This is a genomic window from Exiguobacterium sp. s138, from assembly GCF_018618775.1.
Classification (GTDB): Bacteria; Bacillota; Bacilli; order Exiguobacteriales; family Exiguobacteriaceae; genus Exiguobacterium_A; species Exiguobacterium_A artemiae.
On the sequence record NZ_JACSMW010000002.1, the window covers coordinates 1 to 13,926 of the forward strand.

15 protein-coding genes and 1 other annotated feature are annotated in these 13,926 nt (G+C 43.7%); of the genes, 11 read left to right on the top strand and 4 right to left on the bottom strand.

What is annotated here, in order from left to right:
• The coding region (locus KNP91_RS03770) for a hypothetical protein (RefSeq protein WP_214848777.1) at positions 1–228 on the top strand (228 nt) is incomplete at its 5' end.
• Between the two features lie 2 nt (positions 229–230).
• On the opposite strand, the gene trpS is transcribed toward KNP91_RS03770, so the two are convergent.
• Both trpS and KNP91_RS03780 read right to left on the bottom strand, forming a co-directional pair.
• Positions 231–1,232, bottom strand: coding sequence for a tryptophan--tRNA ligase (gene trpS / locus KNP91_RS03775; RefSeq protein WP_214848779.1), 1,002 nt, complete (start codon positions 1,230–1,232; stop codon positions 231–233).
• Positions 1,233–1,284: 52 nt separating this feature from the next.
• Positions 1,285–1,489, bottom strand: a binding site (T-box leader).
• A gap of 55 nt (positions 1,490–1,544) precedes the next feature.
• Complete coding sequence (locus tag KNP91_RS03780) at positions 1,545–1,925, bottom strand: DUF3899 domain-containing protein (protein ID WP_214763577.1); 381 nt, start codon at positions 1,923–1,925, stop codon at positions 1,545–1,547.
• 271 nt (positions 1,926–2,196) lie between these two features.
• Between KNP91_RS03780 and KNP91_RS03785 the strand changes: the two genes are divergently transcribed.
• From KNP91_RS03785 to KNP91_RS03805, 5 genes are all read left to right on the top strand, one after another.
• On the top strand, positions 2,197–3,813 hold the full coding sequence (locus tag KNP91_RS03785; protein WP_214763578.1) for a peptide ABC transporter substrate-binding protein: 1,617 nt from the start codon (positions 2,197–2,199) through the stop codon (positions 3,811–3,813).
• Between the two features lie 338 nt (positions 3,814–4,151).
• Complete coding sequence (gene opp3b / locus KNP91_RS03790) at positions 4,152–5,078, top strand: oligopeptide ABC transporter permease (protein WP_214848782.1); 927 nt, start codon at positions 4,152–4,154, stop codon at positions 5,076–5,078.
• On the top strand, positions 5,078–6,109 hold the full coding sequence (opp3C, locus tag KNP91_RS03795; RefSeq protein ID WP_012370925.1) for an oligopeptide ABC transporter permease: 1,032 nt from the start codon (positions 5,078–5,080) through the stop codon (positions 6,107–6,109). Before opp3b ends, opp3C begins: the two co-directional genes overlap by 1 nt.
• Before the next feature lie 27 nt (positions 6,110–6,136).
• Positions 6,137–7,210, top strand: a complete 1,074-nt coding sequence (locus KNP91_RS03800; protein ID WP_012370924.1) for an ABC transporter ATP-binding protein — start codon at positions 6,137–6,139, stop codon at positions 7,208–7,210.
• A complete protein-coding gene (locus KNP91_RS03805; RefSeq protein ID WP_214763580.1) occupies positions 7,210–8,163 on the top strand; it encodes an ABC transporter ATP-binding protein in 954 nt (317 codons plus the stop codon). Before KNP91_RS03800 ends, KNP91_RS03805 begins: the two co-directional genes overlap by 1 nt.
• A gap of 49 nt (positions 8,164–8,212) precedes the next feature.
• Here KNP91_RS03805 and KNP91_RS03810 read toward each other — a convergent pair whose 3' ends face one another.
• The gene (locus KNP91_RS03810; protein ID WP_214763584.1) at positions 8,213–8,746 is read right to left on the bottom strand and encodes an HD domain-containing protein; all 534 of its coding nucleotides are present in this window, start codon (positions 8,744–8,746) and stop codon (positions 8,213–8,215) included.
• Positions 8,747–8,970: 224 nt separating this feature from the next.
• Between KNP91_RS03810 and KNP91_RS03815 the strand changes: the two genes are divergently transcribed.
• The 3 genes from KNP91_RS03815 (at position 8,971) to mecA (ending at position 10,477) form a co-directional block, all read left to right on the top strand.
• On the top strand, positions 8,971–9,108 hold the full coding sequence (locus KNP91_RS03815) for a hypothetical protein (protein ID WP_012370921.1): 138 nt from the start codon (positions 8,971–8,973) through the stop codon (positions 9,106–9,108).
• A 174-nt stretch (positions 9,109–9,282) separates the two neighbouring features.
• A complete protein-coding gene (gene spxA, locus KNP91_RS03820) occupies positions 9,283–9,681 on the top strand; it encodes a transcriptional regulator SpxA (protein WP_012370920.1) in 399 nt (132 codons plus the stop codon).
• Positions 9,682–9,841: 160 nt separating this feature from the next.
• A complete protein-coding gene (gene mecA, locus KNP91_RS03825; RefSeq protein WP_353048619.1) occupies positions 9,842–10,477 on the top strand; it encodes an adaptor protein MecA in 636 nt (211 codons plus the stop codon).
• A gap of 70 nt (positions 10,478–10,547) precedes the next feature.
• On the opposite strand, the gene KNP91_RS03830 is transcribed toward mecA, so the two are convergent.
• Positions 10,548–11,270, bottom strand: coding sequence for an SDR family NAD(P)-dependent oxidoreductase (locus KNP91_RS03830; protein WP_214763588.1), 723 nt, complete (start codon positions 11,268–11,270; stop codon positions 10,548–10,550).
• Positions 11,271–11,331: 61 nt separating this feature from the next.
• On the opposite strand from KNP91_RS03830, the gene cls reads away from it, so the two are divergent.
• Both cls and KNP91_RS03840 read left to right on the top strand, forming a co-directional pair.
• Positions 11,332–12,843 (top strand): cardiolipin synthase, encoded by a 1,512-nt coding sequence (gene cls, locus KNP91_RS03835; protein ID WP_214763591.1) that lies wholly within the window; start codon positions 11,332–11,334, stop codon positions 12,841–12,843.
• 11 nt (positions 12,844–12,854) lie between these two features.
• Positions 12,855–13,922: a competence protein CoiA gene (locus KNP91_RS03840; RefSeq protein ID WP_214848785.1), complete on the top strand. Its 1,068-nt coding sequence runs from the start codon at positions 12,855–12,857 to the stop codon at positions 13,920–13,922.
• Positions 13,923–13,926 lie beyond the last annotated feature (4 nt).

Genomic DNA, 13,926 nt, shown 5'->3' on the forward strand with positions numbered 1-13,926 from the left:
TATGGTAAGATGAATATAGCTCATAACGAATCCTCCGTTGAATTTTGTGTGGTAACTCTATTCTACACGAGGCCGTTATGGGTTTTTTTGTGTTTTCAGCTAGGTGTTGCACTTAATATTACAATTCGTCTAGTTAAAAAGTGGCTGACGCAACAGTCGATTTTTTCAAAAAAAATCCGGGTGGCAGAATTGGAATCTGCCACCCGGATTTCAGTAAAAGATAACTGAAATTATTTTTTTACTTTTGCCCGTTTACGCTGAAGGCCCATCGCTTTTTCGACTTTCGCCAATTTTCGTGAGGCAACCAGTTCCGCTTTATCGCACCCTTGATCAAGAATTAAATCAAGTTCTTCTGAATCAATCAGCTCGTGATACCGTTGCTGGATTGGTTCGAGTTCCGCTACGATGACTTCCGCAACATCTGCTTTAAACACACCGTAGTTTAATCCGTCATACTTCGCTTCCAAGTCTTTAATGGAAATACCGGCAAGCAGCGAATAGATTTCAAGTAAGTTCGAGACGCCGGGTTTGTTTTCCCGGTCAAATCGGACGATGCCTTCTGAATCCGTGACGGCAGACTTAATTTTTTTCCGAATGACATCCGGTGCATCAAGCATTGAGATATAACCTTTTGGATTCGTATCCGTTTTTGACATTTTTTTATCAGGAGACGTTAAGCTCATGATACGGGCACCTGTTTCAGCGATGACCGGTTCGGGCATTTTAAACGTTTCGTAGTATCGGCTGTTGAAGCGCTGTGCCAAATCACGTGTCAATTCAATGTGTTGTTTTTGATCGTCACCGACCGGCACGAGTTCTGCATCATACAGCAGAATGTCCGCCGCCATCAAGGTCGGATAAACAAACAATCCGGCACCAATCCGGTCTTTTCCTTGCGATTTGTCTTTATATTGCGTCATCCGTTCCAATTCACCCATACCGGACAGGCATGTCAGCATCCAACCGAGTTGCGCGTGCGCTTTGACCTCCGACTGAACGAAAATGGTTGATTTTTCAGGGTTTAATCCACTTGCGATGTACAATGCAGCCAGTGCCCGTGTATTGTTCATCAGTTCCACGCGGTCAATGTCGACTGTAATCGAGTGTAAATCGACGATGCAGTAATAGGCATCATGTTCATCCTGAAGATTCACAAAGTGTTTCATTGCTCCGATGTAGTTACCGAGCGTGACCGTACCCGTTGGTTTAATGCCTGAAAAAATTGTTTTCATGAGATTCCCTCCAAAAAATGAAATAAAAAAGATGACTCGTCCCTTGAAATTATCAAGGGACGAGTCATCGCGTTGCCACCCAAGTTGCTAGAACACTAGCCGCTCATTTGCTGTAACGGGCAGACCCGTCTGATTCTACATGATTTCGAATCAGCCACTCCGAAGTCCATTCCATCTGTTCCGACTGTCCATTTCCACCATCCATGGACTCTCTGTAAGTGGTGATCAGATGTACTACTCTTCTTCACTGTGTTCTCTATAACGTTATCTTCACTTTATCACATGTCTATTCAAAACGTCATTAAAATTCAATCAAATGAACGACAAAAGCAATGAAACGACGATGCAGATAAAACCACTGGAGAGATACGGAACTGTCCGGTTGGAAGCCCGTTTTTGTTTTGCTTCCAAGAGTTCACTTTCTTCGTCCTCGTCTTCGTAATAATCACCGTCGACTTCGCGTAATTTTGCTTCACGTTGCTTTTTGAAGCCGGCAGTGACCCCTTTAAAAAATCCATTGGCAGACATATTAGAGAAAAATCCAATCGCGAGTAACAGAAAACCGGCAATGAATAAACCGCCGGACAGGTGATACATCAGGGAGTGGGTCGCATCGGCAACAACGGCCCAAATCGTGTAAATCGTTGTTAAAATCAAGGCAATCAAAAGCGGGCGAAATAGTTTGGCAGACATGATGAACCTCCTACGGCAAGATGATGATTTCATTATACGCAAAGTCAAGGACAGTTACGACTCTGTATTATTCAGAGCGTGTAAAATAGCAAATAGTGTGACTATTCACTTGACGTTATTGTTATTCTCACATAAAATCAATTTATCACTTCGTTTAAGATTTTGAAACTAGGTCAATGCGTTTTGGGGAACGTTGAGGCAGTTTCGACGAGATGTCTAAAAATCGTTTAGTTGTAGCGGTTTTTAAAAAAGAAAAGGAGATGACTCACCGATGAATAAAAAAACAGTCGGTCTCGCGTTATCAGTTATGCTTGCAGGAAGCGTTGTTCTTGCAGGGTGTTCAACAACAGGTGACGGAGATAAAGATGCAGGTTCTTCTAACGGGAAAAAGGTCTTACGTCTAACAGATACTTCTGATATTACGACGGTCGACCCGGCACAAGCAACAGATGCTGTTGCCTTCAACATGATCGGCAACACGATGGAAGGTCTTTACCGTCTCGATAAAGACGGAAAAGCGATTCCGGCACTTGCTGAAAAAACAGATATCTCAAGTGACAATCTCACATACACATTCACACTTCGTGATTCGAAATGGTCGGACGGAACTCCTGTCAAAGCACAGGATTTCGAGTTTGCATGGAAACGTGCCGTCGATCCTAAAACGGCTTCCGGTTATGCGTATATTTTTGATACGCTTAAAAACGGATCTGACGTCTCACAAGGTAAAAAACCGGTTGATGAGTTAGGTGTTAAAGCCATTGATGATAAAACTCTCGAAGTTAAGCTCGAGCGTCCGGCACCGTATTTCCTTTCACTGACATCATTCGGAACGTATACACCGATCAGCGAAGATTTCTATAACAAAAACAAAAAAGATTTCTCGCTTCAACCGGATAAATTACTTTACAACGGTCCTTTCGTTTGGACTTCTTGGAAAACGGATTCAAAACGTGTTCTGACGAAAAACGAAAACTACTGGGATAAAGACAACGTGAAATTGGATGAAGTATCAATCCGCGTCGTCAAAGACAACTCAACTGTTGCGAATCTCTATGATACGGATGAAATCGATTATGCCGGATTGACATCTGAACAAGTAGCAACATATGAATCAAAACCTGAGTTCAAGACAGCACTCCGTTCATCGATTGCTTACTTGAAATTCAACAACGAAGACGCAACAATGAAAAACGTCGATGCACGTAAAGCAATTGCCCGTGCGATCGATCCGAAAGGGATTACGGATACGTTACTTGCGAACGGTTCGATCCCGACAACAAGCTTCATTCCGAAAGAATTCATCAAAGATGACGCAGGGAAAGACTACACAAGCGACATCAACTGGTTCGACCGTGATGGAAAAGAAGCAGCTGACCTTTGGAAAAAAGCAAACGGTAACAAGAAAACGACAATCGAACTCCTGTCATTCGACAGCGAAGATGCGAAAAAAGTCGGTGAGTACATGAAGGGACAAATCGAGAAAAACCTTCCGAATGTTACCGTCTCAATCAAACAACAACCGTTTAAAAACAAACTTGATTTAGAAGCGAAAGGCGACTATCAGATGTCGTATGCGCTTTGGGGTCCTGACTACCAAGATCCAATGTCGAACTTGTCGATCTTTGAATCAACAAACAGTCAAAACGACGTGAAGTATAAATCGTCTGCGTACGATAAATTGTTGAATGCTGCCAATGAAGAATCAGATGTTGCAAAACGTCTTGATCTCTTTAAGCAAGCAGAATCACAATTGATTGAAAAAGATCAAGCCATCGCGCCGATCTATCAAGCAGGGGCTGCTTTCTTGAGCCGTCCGTCTGTCAAAGACTTTAACCGTCAAGTCTTTGGTGCTGACTTCCAGTACAAGTACGTTGATGTGAAGTAATTGAAAATTGGAGCGTCCTTGAGAACGTTTTCAAGGTACGCTCCTGTTTTATACGTTTTTTTCTGAATGGAAACTCATTTTATGATCAGAAATGTGAACTTTTCGTAAAAAATGGGTTCTAATTACTTTGTTAGCAAAGTATAATGGAATCAAACGAAAAATTCTGAAATATTGGTTAACTGTGAAAAAACAGTAGCCAGGGGGGCGTCAATCAGTCCAAGATAAAAAAGAATTTTAATTTTTATAACAAAATTCTTGAATGTTCCGACAATTTTGGGTCATACTGATTTTATTGATGTTTCGAAAAAAACAGAAAATCTTTATAGGGGGTGCCATCTATGGGCCGTTATTTAGCTCAACGCCTTGTTTACGGCGTACTGACGTTTTTACTCATCGCTTCGTTCACTTTCTTCCTAATGGATCTGTTACCAGGTTCACCGTTCCAAAACCAGGAAAAACTTTCTCCTGAACAGTTGAATATCCTGCGGGATAAATACAACTTGAATGATCCGCTTCCACAACGCTATGCAGCGTACATGGTCAACTTGGTACAAGGGGACCTCGGCGTATCATTTAAATATGACAGCCGTCCAGTAACAGATTTGATCATGGAACGAATTGGACCATCAGCTCAACTAGGTATTCAAGCCCTCGTGCTCGGTGTATTGTTAGGTCTTGTTCTCGGTGTTGTTGCGGCTCTCCGCCACAATACAGCAGTTGACTACGGTGCGATGTTTATTTCGGTACTTGGGATTTCCGTGCCATCATTCGTATTTGCGTCACTTCTTCAATATTATATCGGAGTGAAATGGGGCGTATTGCCAGTAGCCTTCTGGGAAAGTCCAGCACATACGATTCTTCCGACGGTATCCTTATCGCTTGGAGTAACGGCCTCGATTGCCCGTTTCGTTCGAACGGAGATGCTTGAAGTCACCGGTCAGGATTACGTGACACTCGCTAAGGCAAAAGGCCTAGATGGTCAATCAATCACTTGGAAACACATGGTGCGTAACGCTTTGATTCCAGCAATCACGATTCTTGGACCAATGACAGCAGCCTTGATTACCGGAACATTCGTCATTGAAAAAATCTTTGCGGTACCGGGTCTTGGTGAGTTGTTCGTTTCATCCATCACACAAAATGACTATACGGTTATCATGGGGACAACACTGTTCTTCTCGGCAGTCTTTATCTTTATGATCTTGCTCGTCGATATTCTATATGGTGTCGTCGATCCACGGATTCGTTTGGGGGGTAGCAAATAATGGCAGAACAAAATTCAAACGCAAAAGCGGAGCAGTTCGATTCCTCGTTGTTCCAACCAGTAGAATTTAATGAACAAGCGGGTGAGCGGATTGCCGGAAAAAGCTTAAACTTCTGGCAGGATGCATGGACACGGCTTCGCAAAAACAAAGCGGCGATCCTGTCGCTCGTTATCATCGTCATCATCGCATTGTTATCACTATTCGGACCAATGTTATCCGGTAGAGATGCTTATACCCAAACGATTACTCAAGCTAAACTTCCACCAAAAATCACTGGTCTCGAATGGGCTGGTTTTGACGGAATGGCGACACTTGGTGAAAAGCCAATCGATTTTTATGAAACAAAACAAGTCAAAGATACATTCTGGTTCGGTACGGACCATCTCGGACGTGACTTATGGTCACGTATCTGGGAAGGAACACGGATTTCACTCTTCATCGGTCTTGTCGCAGCAATCATTGACGTTCTAGTCGGTGTCACGTACGGCGGTATCTCTGCTTACTACGGTGGACGCGTCGATAACATCATGCAACGGATTGCGGAAATTCTGACAGGGATTCCGAACTTGATCTTAATCATTTTGTTCATCTTAATTCTTGAACCGGGAATCACGACGATCATCCTCGCGATGACGATCACCGGCTGGATCGGGATGAGCCGACTCGTCCGCGGACAAATCCTGAAACTTAAGAACCAGGAATTTGTTCTTGCAGCACGTACACTTGGTGCTTCTAGCGCACGTTTAGTATTCAAACATTTGATTCCAAATACACTCGGTACAATCATCATTTCATTGATGTTCACGATTCCAGGTGCGATTTTCTTCGAGGCTTTCCTAAGCTTCATCGGTCTTGGTCTTGCTCCACCGCAACCATCACTGGGTACATTGATCAATGAGGGATACAAAGAATTAAAAACATTCCCTTACTTGCTCGTCATCCCATCGACAATCCTCGTACTTGTCATGATCAGCTTTAACATGCTAGCCGATGGATTACGTGATGCGTTCGACCCACGTCTGCGTCGCTAACGGAAATAAGAGAGGAGTTCATCCACAATGGAAACTATTTTATCAGTACGCGACCTGACTGTCGCTTTCCATACGTATGCTGGGACGGTTCAAGCCGTCCGCGGCGTATCGTTTGATTTAAAAAAAGGTGAGACACTTGCCATCGTTGGTGAATCCGGTTCAGGTAAGTCGGTTACATCAAAAGCCATCATGCGTTTGATTCCGAATCCTCCTGGGGAAATCACAAAAGGTGAAATCATGTTTGAAGGCCGTGATTTGGTCAAACTCTCTGATAAAGAGATGCAGAAAGTCCGTGGTCGTGATATCGCGATGATCTTCCAGGATCCGATGACATCATTAAACCCGACGATGACCATCTTCAAACAGATTGCAGAAGGTTTAAAACGTCACCAAGGATTGACAGGCGATGCAGCGAAAAAACGGACGCTTGAATTACTGACACTCGTCGGAATTCCGAATCCGGAAGCGCGCCTAAAACAATATCCGCACCAATTGTCAGGTGGGATGCGTCAACGGATCGTTATCGCAATCGCACTGGCTTGTAATCCTAAAGTCTTGATTGCCGATGAACCGACGACAGCACTCGATGTTACGATTCAAGCACAGATTCTTGAGTTGTTAAAAGACATCCAGCAAAAAACAGGTACAGCCATTATCTTCATCACGCACGATTTAGGTGTCGTAGCGAACATGGCAGACCGCGTAGCGGTAATGTATGCTGGGAAGTTGATTGAAAAAGGAACTGTCGATGAGATTTTCTATGAGCCGCGTCATCCTTATACATGGGGACTTCTTGGATCCATGCCACGACCGTCTGACGATCGTTCGCAGGACTTGCCGGCAATTCCTGGTACACCGCCGAATTTATTGCACCCGCCGGTCGGTGATGCATTTGCACCACGTAATCAGTACGCAATGAAAATTGATTTCGAGAAAGAACCTCCGTTCTTCCCGATCACAGATACTCATGAAGCGGCAACTTGGTTGCTACATCCGCAAGCACCGTATGTGGAACCACCAGCAGCCATCCGCGATCTTGCGCTGAAGTATCGTCCAGATAGCACATTCGCGAAATCGCTTCTGAAAGGCGGTCTAAAGTAATGGAGAATCGTAATAAATTACTTGAAGTAAAAAACCTGAAACAACACTTTAATATCGGTCGTGGTCGTGTCGTCAAAGCAGTTGACGGTTTATCATTCGATATTTATGAAGGCGAAGTCCTTGGGCTTGTTGGAGAGTCCGGTTGCGGAAAATCGACAACAGGACGTTCGATCATCGGTTTATACGATGCGACAGACGGAGAAGTTCTTTTCAAAGGTGAAAATGTTCATGATAAAAAATCACGTAAAGAGAAATTGAAATTCAACCGTTCGATGCAGATGATTTTCCAAGATCCATATGCATCGTTGAATCCACGGATGACAGTCGGAGATATCATCGCGGAAGGAATCGATATCCACGGTCTTGCAAAATCGAAAGACGAGCGAAACAACCGTGTCTACGATCTTCTTGAAACAGTTGGTTTAACAAAAGAACATGCGAGCCGTTATCCGCATGAATTCTCAGGTGGACAACGTCAGCGGATCGGGATTGCCCGTGCGTTAGCCGTCGAACCAGATTTCATCATTGCCGATGAGCCGATCTCTGCACTCGACGTATCGATCCAGGCACAGGTCGTCAACTTGATGAAACAATTGCAACGTGATCGCAGTCTGACGTATCTGTTCATTGCCCATGATTTATCAATGGTTAAATACATCTCGGATCGAATCGGAGTCATGTATCAAGGTCACCTCGTAGAATTATGTGATGCGGATCGTCTTTACGAGAACCCGGTCCATGCGTATACGAAATCCTTGTTGTCAGCGATTCCACTTCCGGATCCGGAGCATGAGCGGACACGTAAGCGGATTATCTATGATCGGCCGACAGGCGGAGCGGTCGGGAAATCGAATGAAGATTCGAGTATCCCACCATTACGCGAAATCGAGCCGGGTCATTATGTCTCGATGACAGATGCAGAACTTGAAGCGTATCAAGCGCAACTTGTGTAATTAAACCAAATTAAAAGGCATTCCTGAATATATTCGGGAATGCCTTTTTTTAATTTTCGGAAGCAATACGGGGAAGGTTGTTAAAGCGGTGGACAACCGAGTCAAGAGCATGCAGTCGATTGACGGCTTCTTCGAATGGAATCTTCTCATAATGATGAAGACCACCCGGTTGTTCTTCGAGCGTATCTGCATCATGGACTAATTGTTGTAACGGAGTCCGGTTGATTGTACCTGGTGGTAAATAAGAATCTGTATGCAAGAGGACAGCAAGAGCGATTTCTTTTGCTCGTTCTGGCTCTTCACCAAGCCGGATCAGTAACTTATGCGCGCGTTCTGCACCTTTGATTGCATGAATATCATTTTGACGGTAGAGATCATAATTCCATGTGCCGTCCGTATACCATTCGTAATGCCCGATATCATGAAGCAAGGCAGCCTTCGTTGCCGTATCCGCATCAAGACCGCGTTGAGTAGCAAGTGTCAAAGCTTGTTCAGCTACGGAAATAGCATGATTCAAGCCGGACCGTTCTAAATATTTTTGGGCAATCGGGTGTTCAATGATGGTGACAAGGGTAACTGACATAAAGAAATAACTCCTTTCACGAGTAAGTATTTCTATACACTCTACGTGAAATTGAAAAGAATTGCAACTGTTTGTCTCATGTCTATCGACAATCTCACATAATTAATTGACACAAGTAGGAATAGAAATCGGGTAAACGTGGTATACTAAGTAATGTAGAAGATGAAAAAATTAGCTTTCGTTGGTTAACTGTTCTTTTTTCGGACCGAGTGAGGTGTCGGAGTATGAAAGAACGTGATAAAAAGAAAAAGTTGAAAAAGCGCCTTTTGCGGGACATTTTCGAAAAAAAATTAAAAGAGATTAAACTCCCGAAAGCAAAAGAGACGATTTCTCAACCCTTTGATCACACACCAGCTTGCTGAAGCCACCTGGTGGCTCTGGCAAGTTTTTTTACGAAAAGTTCTTTCATCTCAAAACATATTGGGTTTTCTTTCAGTTGAAATCAATGTAAACTATCAAGTAATAGAATCATCAGCTGCTGTGTAATACATTTACGCAGGGGAAATGATGTGAAATCAGGGGGAGGATGTTTTTCAATGGTAACACTCTATACTTCACCAAGCTGTACTTCTTGTCGTAAAGCGCGCGCATGGCTTGAAGAACATGAAATCCCATTTGTGGAACGTAATATTTTCTCGGAACCATTATCGCTTGATGAAATTAAACAGATTCTTCGTATGACAGAGGACGGAACGGATGAAATCATTTCGACCCGTTCAAAAGTCTTTTCAAAACTAGATGTATCGGTTGAAAATTTATCATTACAACACTTGTATGATTTAATTCAAGAATATCCAGGGTTGTTACGCCGTCCGATTTTGATTGATGAAAAGCGTCTTCAAGTTGGATACAATGAAGATGAAATTCGCCGATTTTTACCACGTAAAGTTCGTACATTCCAACTATTGGAAGCACAGCGCCTTGTCAACGAATAATATACACCGAGCACGCTGCTTTCTGAGCAGTGTGCTTTTTGTTACCGTCTAAAAAGGTTAAAATAGAGTTAACAAAGGAATATACCCTATATGTTGAATGATTCTTTTGAATCTATGTGAAGTGCTCGTTCGTATACTAGATAAGAGCGAGAGGAAAGGAGTGGACATATTGAAAATCGAACGCGTCAATGACAACACCGTCAAGTTCTTCATTACGTACACGGACATCGAACGCCGCGGCTTCGCCCGAGACGAGATTTGGTACAACCGTGAGCGTGGAGAACAGCTATTCTGGCAGATGATGGATGAAGCGAATGAAAAAGAGTCCATCTCCTTCGAAGGTCCACTATGGATACAAGTTCAGGCATTTGAAAAAGGTCTTGAAGTCACTGTTACAATCGCTAAAACAACGATTGACGGAGAACAAGTTGACGAAGATGAGTTAGATTCGTTACTTCGCTCCGCGATGTCTGATGCGGAAGAAAAAGAAACGGAACTCAGTCAAGATGTCTTATTTGAAACAACAGATTTCGAGCATATCATTGCCCTTAGCCAATATGCAGAAGCACCGATCTTCGAAGAAGTGAAAACGTCTCTTTATCAAAAAGACGGACTGTACCTGTTACATCTTCATTTTAAAGAAGAAACAGAAGTGGAAGAACAAGAAAATGTGATGAGCCTGATTGCGGAGTATTTAAACTTCAGTGAACAGACGATTCATCCGGTGGCAGAGTATGGAAAAGTCATCGTACCGAACGACGTATTTGCGTTCGTTCGCGAACAGTTCCCGAATTAACAGAATCAAACGCTACAACAAAGGACTGCTCCAATGTGTTTGGAAGCAGTCCTTTGTTGTGTAAAAAGAATCAAGTGAGAGTATAACCGCCGTCGACGATTAAGGTTTGACCGTTGATGTAGCTCGCTTTATCGGATAATAAAAAGCAGACGACTTCTGCGATTTCGGATGGATGAGCCGCTTCGCCGCGTAAATGATGTTTCATTGCTAAATCGAATTTATCTTTTCCACCGTATAAAGAATGGCTTAACTTCGTGTCGACAGGGCCAGGACAAATGGCATTAAAACGATACTTTCCGTGAAACCGGGCGGCATATGTTTTCGTAAGCGTAAGAAGAGCACTTTTGGAAGAAGCATACGGTAAGAGCATGGCAGGGAATTTAACATGTCCGACAATCGCGCTGTTGTTGACGATGGAGGCACCGCGACTCAGCCGTTTGACAGCCTGTTGAATGATTTGCTCCGGTGCATGATAATTGACTTGGAAGACTTCGGCTTGCTGTTCAGTCACACGTTCTGGTGCGACCGGTTTTCCGAAAGTTCCGGCATTATTGAAAATACCATCGAGTGTCGGGAATTGTTCTTTTGTGTCTTCAAAAAATTGATTGATATCTGACGGGACGGATAAATCGACTGCAAAGAAGCGGATACGTCCTTCACCACGACTTTCCAAGCTGTTCCCGCGTTCCTCGTCTCGTCCAAGTGCAAGGACGGTATGTCCTTCTTGAGCCAATTGTAAGGCGGTCGCTTCACCAATTCCGCTTGTTGCACCAGTCACTAAATACGTTTTCATATTGAATCGTCCCTTCTACATAAAAGTGTGTCATCCATAACTAATCAAAGGAGGGGATACCATGTTAAGGCGTGTCCAATTACTTATGACGCTACTGTTGACGATTAGTCTGATTGGCTTTCTTTCCTATTACTGGAGTGTGTACATGGTAGGCTGGCTCTCAATCGTCATCATTCTTGTCGTACTGAGTGTTTTTGTCATCATTCTGCTTGAGAATCGGAACCCGGAACGAACGCTTGTCTGGGCGCTTGTCATGATGGCGCTTCCGGTTGTCGGTGTTTTCGTATATTTCACCTTTGGTCAAAATTATAGACGAAAAAAAATGTTTCGTCTGAAAGCGATGCTCGATGAAGAGTCTTACATTAAATATCGTACCCAGTTTGATCATGGAATACACAATCAAGTGTTCCGACATGGACATTATACGAAAGTTGTTAAACTTATCGACTCCATCAGTCGCCTGCCGATTTCGTATAATAGTCATACGAAAGTATTAACGAATGGACAAGAAAAATTTCCGCTATTATTAGCCGAGATTCGTCAAGCGGAACACCACATCCATTTGGAATACTATATCGTCCGCGATGACGAACTGGCGCTAGAGTTGCAGGAAGCATTAATTGAACGGGCGAAAGCCGGAGTGGAGATCCGTTTTTTGTATGATGCTGTCGGTTGTTTCTCGACGGATAAGTCTTACTTTAAAAAGATGGAGCTGGCGGGAATCGAAGTCCGTCCATTTTTCCCGGTCGTTCTGCCTTTCATCTCGAGTAAATCCAATTATCGGAATCACCGGAAAATCGTTGTTATTGACGGTACTGTGGCTTTCACGGGTGGAATTAACGTTGGGGACGAGTACATGGGAAAAGATAAGATGTTTGGATTTTGGCGGGACACGCATTTGCTCGTCAGGGGAGAGGCCGTCTCGGAGCTTCAATTGATTTTTCTTCAGGATTGGTACTATATGACGGGGGAACGGTTGTTTACACCGTATTATATGAAACCGCTCGAGGTCATGGAGGAGTCGATAGGAGGCGTTCAAATTATTGCGAGCGGACCGGATGAACCCCACGAAACGATGAAGTCCCTTTACTTCGGTTTAATTACGGAAGCCCGGAGTTCTGTCTACATTGCTTCTCCTTATTTGATTCCGGACGAGGATCTGATGACTGCCTTAAAGACGGCAGCGATGTCGGGGATCGATGTCCGAATCCTCCTGCCGAGTTTTCCGGATCACAAAGTCGTTTTTTATGCCAGCCGTTCTTATTTTGATGACTTGTTATTAGCAGGTGTGAAGATTTACGAATACAACAAGGGATTCATGCACTCAAAAGTTATCGTGGTCGATGATGCGATTGCGACGATTGGCACGGCGAATATGGATTTAAGAAGTTTTCACTTGAACTTTGAAGTAAATGCCTTTTTATACGGGACAAATTCCGTCCATGAATTAACACGTGATTTTTATGAAGACTTTGCCAATTCTTCACAGGTTGAGCGTCAAGTCTTTATTCAAAGGAGTTTCAGTCAACGTTTGATCGAGTCCATTTCGCGGTTATTCTCACCGCTGCTCTAAGGAGGAGTAAGATGTTTGAGGCGATGGATGAACAGGGAAATCGAATCAACAGCCAACTGGAGACCTTCCAATCGTTAACGGACAAACTACTGTACTGTCCCTATTGCCAAACGCAGCTTCGAGTCCGTCAAGGGAAGAGACGTCTTCATTTTGTTCATGTGACAGCATGTACCGGTGAATCGTCCGAACATCAATTTTGGAAAATGCGGCTTGCTGCCTATTTTGAAACGTTGCGATTCAAGGTCGAGATAGAAGCAGTCCGGGGACGAAGACGGTTTGATCTTTTAGTTGGGCCCAGAGAAATCGGGATCGAGATTCAGCGTTCGAAAATGAGCGCTGGAGAATGGCGACGGAGATCGTTAATTGATCAACAAGCGGGATACGAAGTCCGCTGGATTGGTTTTCATGAGTCGGGCGGACAGCTTCTTAAACTTGATGGCTGGATGAAGGCGGCATTCATGAAAAATGGTTACATCGATTTAATCGAGCGGGGACGAATCGTTCGTTATGTACATCCGCTTCCGTTTGCGCAACGTTTGGTATTCTGCCAACGTGTGTCTTTATCAGCGAAACAATTTCTCTTTCCGAGTCCGGTTCCCCGGCAATTCTTCGAACGGCCATGGACGACACTGATAAAAAAATATCGGCTTCGTCCATTTTTTTCTTCGCTCCCTTCCCGATACGTGCAATCTCCTCTTTATTCCTCCAACCTCCAGGTTTCTACACTCCCGTCCTGGTGTTTTCTGCCCTTATCCCCGTTGCTGTGTTTATCTGTCCATCCTTTTGAGATTCAAGTAGCTGTTTATCTACGCTTACAAGGAACTTACCTCGCAGAGCAACTGCTTGCCTTCCTCACCGAATGTTTGACGCGGTCCAAGGTTTCATATGAGTTATCCAATCTTCACCTTCTGATTGACGAATGGATGGCTATGATCGACTTTCTCCAAAATCATCTGCCTGAACTTTTTCAAACCAATACTGTTGATTTGTCGACCCGTTTGGAAGAAGATCAAAAGTTAGCAGGTGCGCTTCGTTTGTTTGTCGAAAGGGAAACAGGTATAAATGAAGTAAAGGAGTGATTTA

Bases quoted from the DNA above. Each gene is read 5' to 3' on its own strand.
- trpS (WP_214848779.1), bottom strand. From the start codon at position 1,232: ATGAAAACAATTTTTTCAGGCATTAAACCAACGGGTACGGTCACGCTC.
- KNP91_RS03780 (WP_214763577.1), bottom strand. From the start codon at position 1,925: ATGTCTGCCAAACTATTTCGCCCGCTTTTGATTGCCTTGATTTTAACA.
- KNP91_RS03785 (WP_214763578.1), top strand. From the start codon at position 2,197: ATGAATAAAAAAACAGTCGGTCTCGCGTTATCAGTTATGCTTGCAGGA.
- opp3b (WP_214848782.1), top strand. From the start codon at position 4,152: ATGGGCCGTTATTTAGCTCAACGCCTTGTTTACGGCGTACTGACGTTT.
- opp3C (WP_012370925.1), top strand. From the start codon at position 5,078: ATGGCAGAACAAAATTCAAACGCAAAAGCGGAGCAGTTCGATTCCTCG.
- KNP91_RS03800 (WP_012370924.1), top strand. From the start codon at position 6,137: ATGGAAACTATTTTATCAGTACGCGACCTGACTGTCGCTTTCCATACG.
- KNP91_RS03805 (WP_214763580.1), top strand. From the start codon at position 7,210: ATGGAGAATCGTAATAAATTACTTGAAGTAAAAAACCTGAAACAACAC.
- KNP91_RS03810 (WP_214763584.1), bottom strand. From the start codon at position 8,746: ATGTCAGTTACCCTTGTCACCATCATTGAACACCCGATTGCCCAAAAA.
- KNP91_RS03815 (WP_012370921.1), top strand. From the start codon at position 8,971: ATGAAAGAACGTGATAAAAAGAAAAAGTTGAAAAAGCGCCTTTTGCGG.
- spxA (WP_012370920.1), top strand. From the start codon at position 9,283: ATGGTAACACTCTATACTTCACCAAGCTGTACTTCTTGTCGTAAAGCG.
- KNP91_RS03830 (WP_214763588.1), bottom strand. From the start codon at position 11,270: ATGAAAACGTATTTAGTGACTGGTGCAACAAGCGGAATTGGTGAAGCG.
- cls (WP_214763591.1), top strand. From the start codon at position 11,332: ATGTTAAGGCGTGTCCAATTACTTATGACGCTACTGTTGACGATTAGT.
- KNP91_RS03840 (WP_214848785.1), top strand. From the start codon at position 12,855: ATGTTTGAGGCGATGGATGAACAGGGAAATCGAATCAACAGCCAACTG.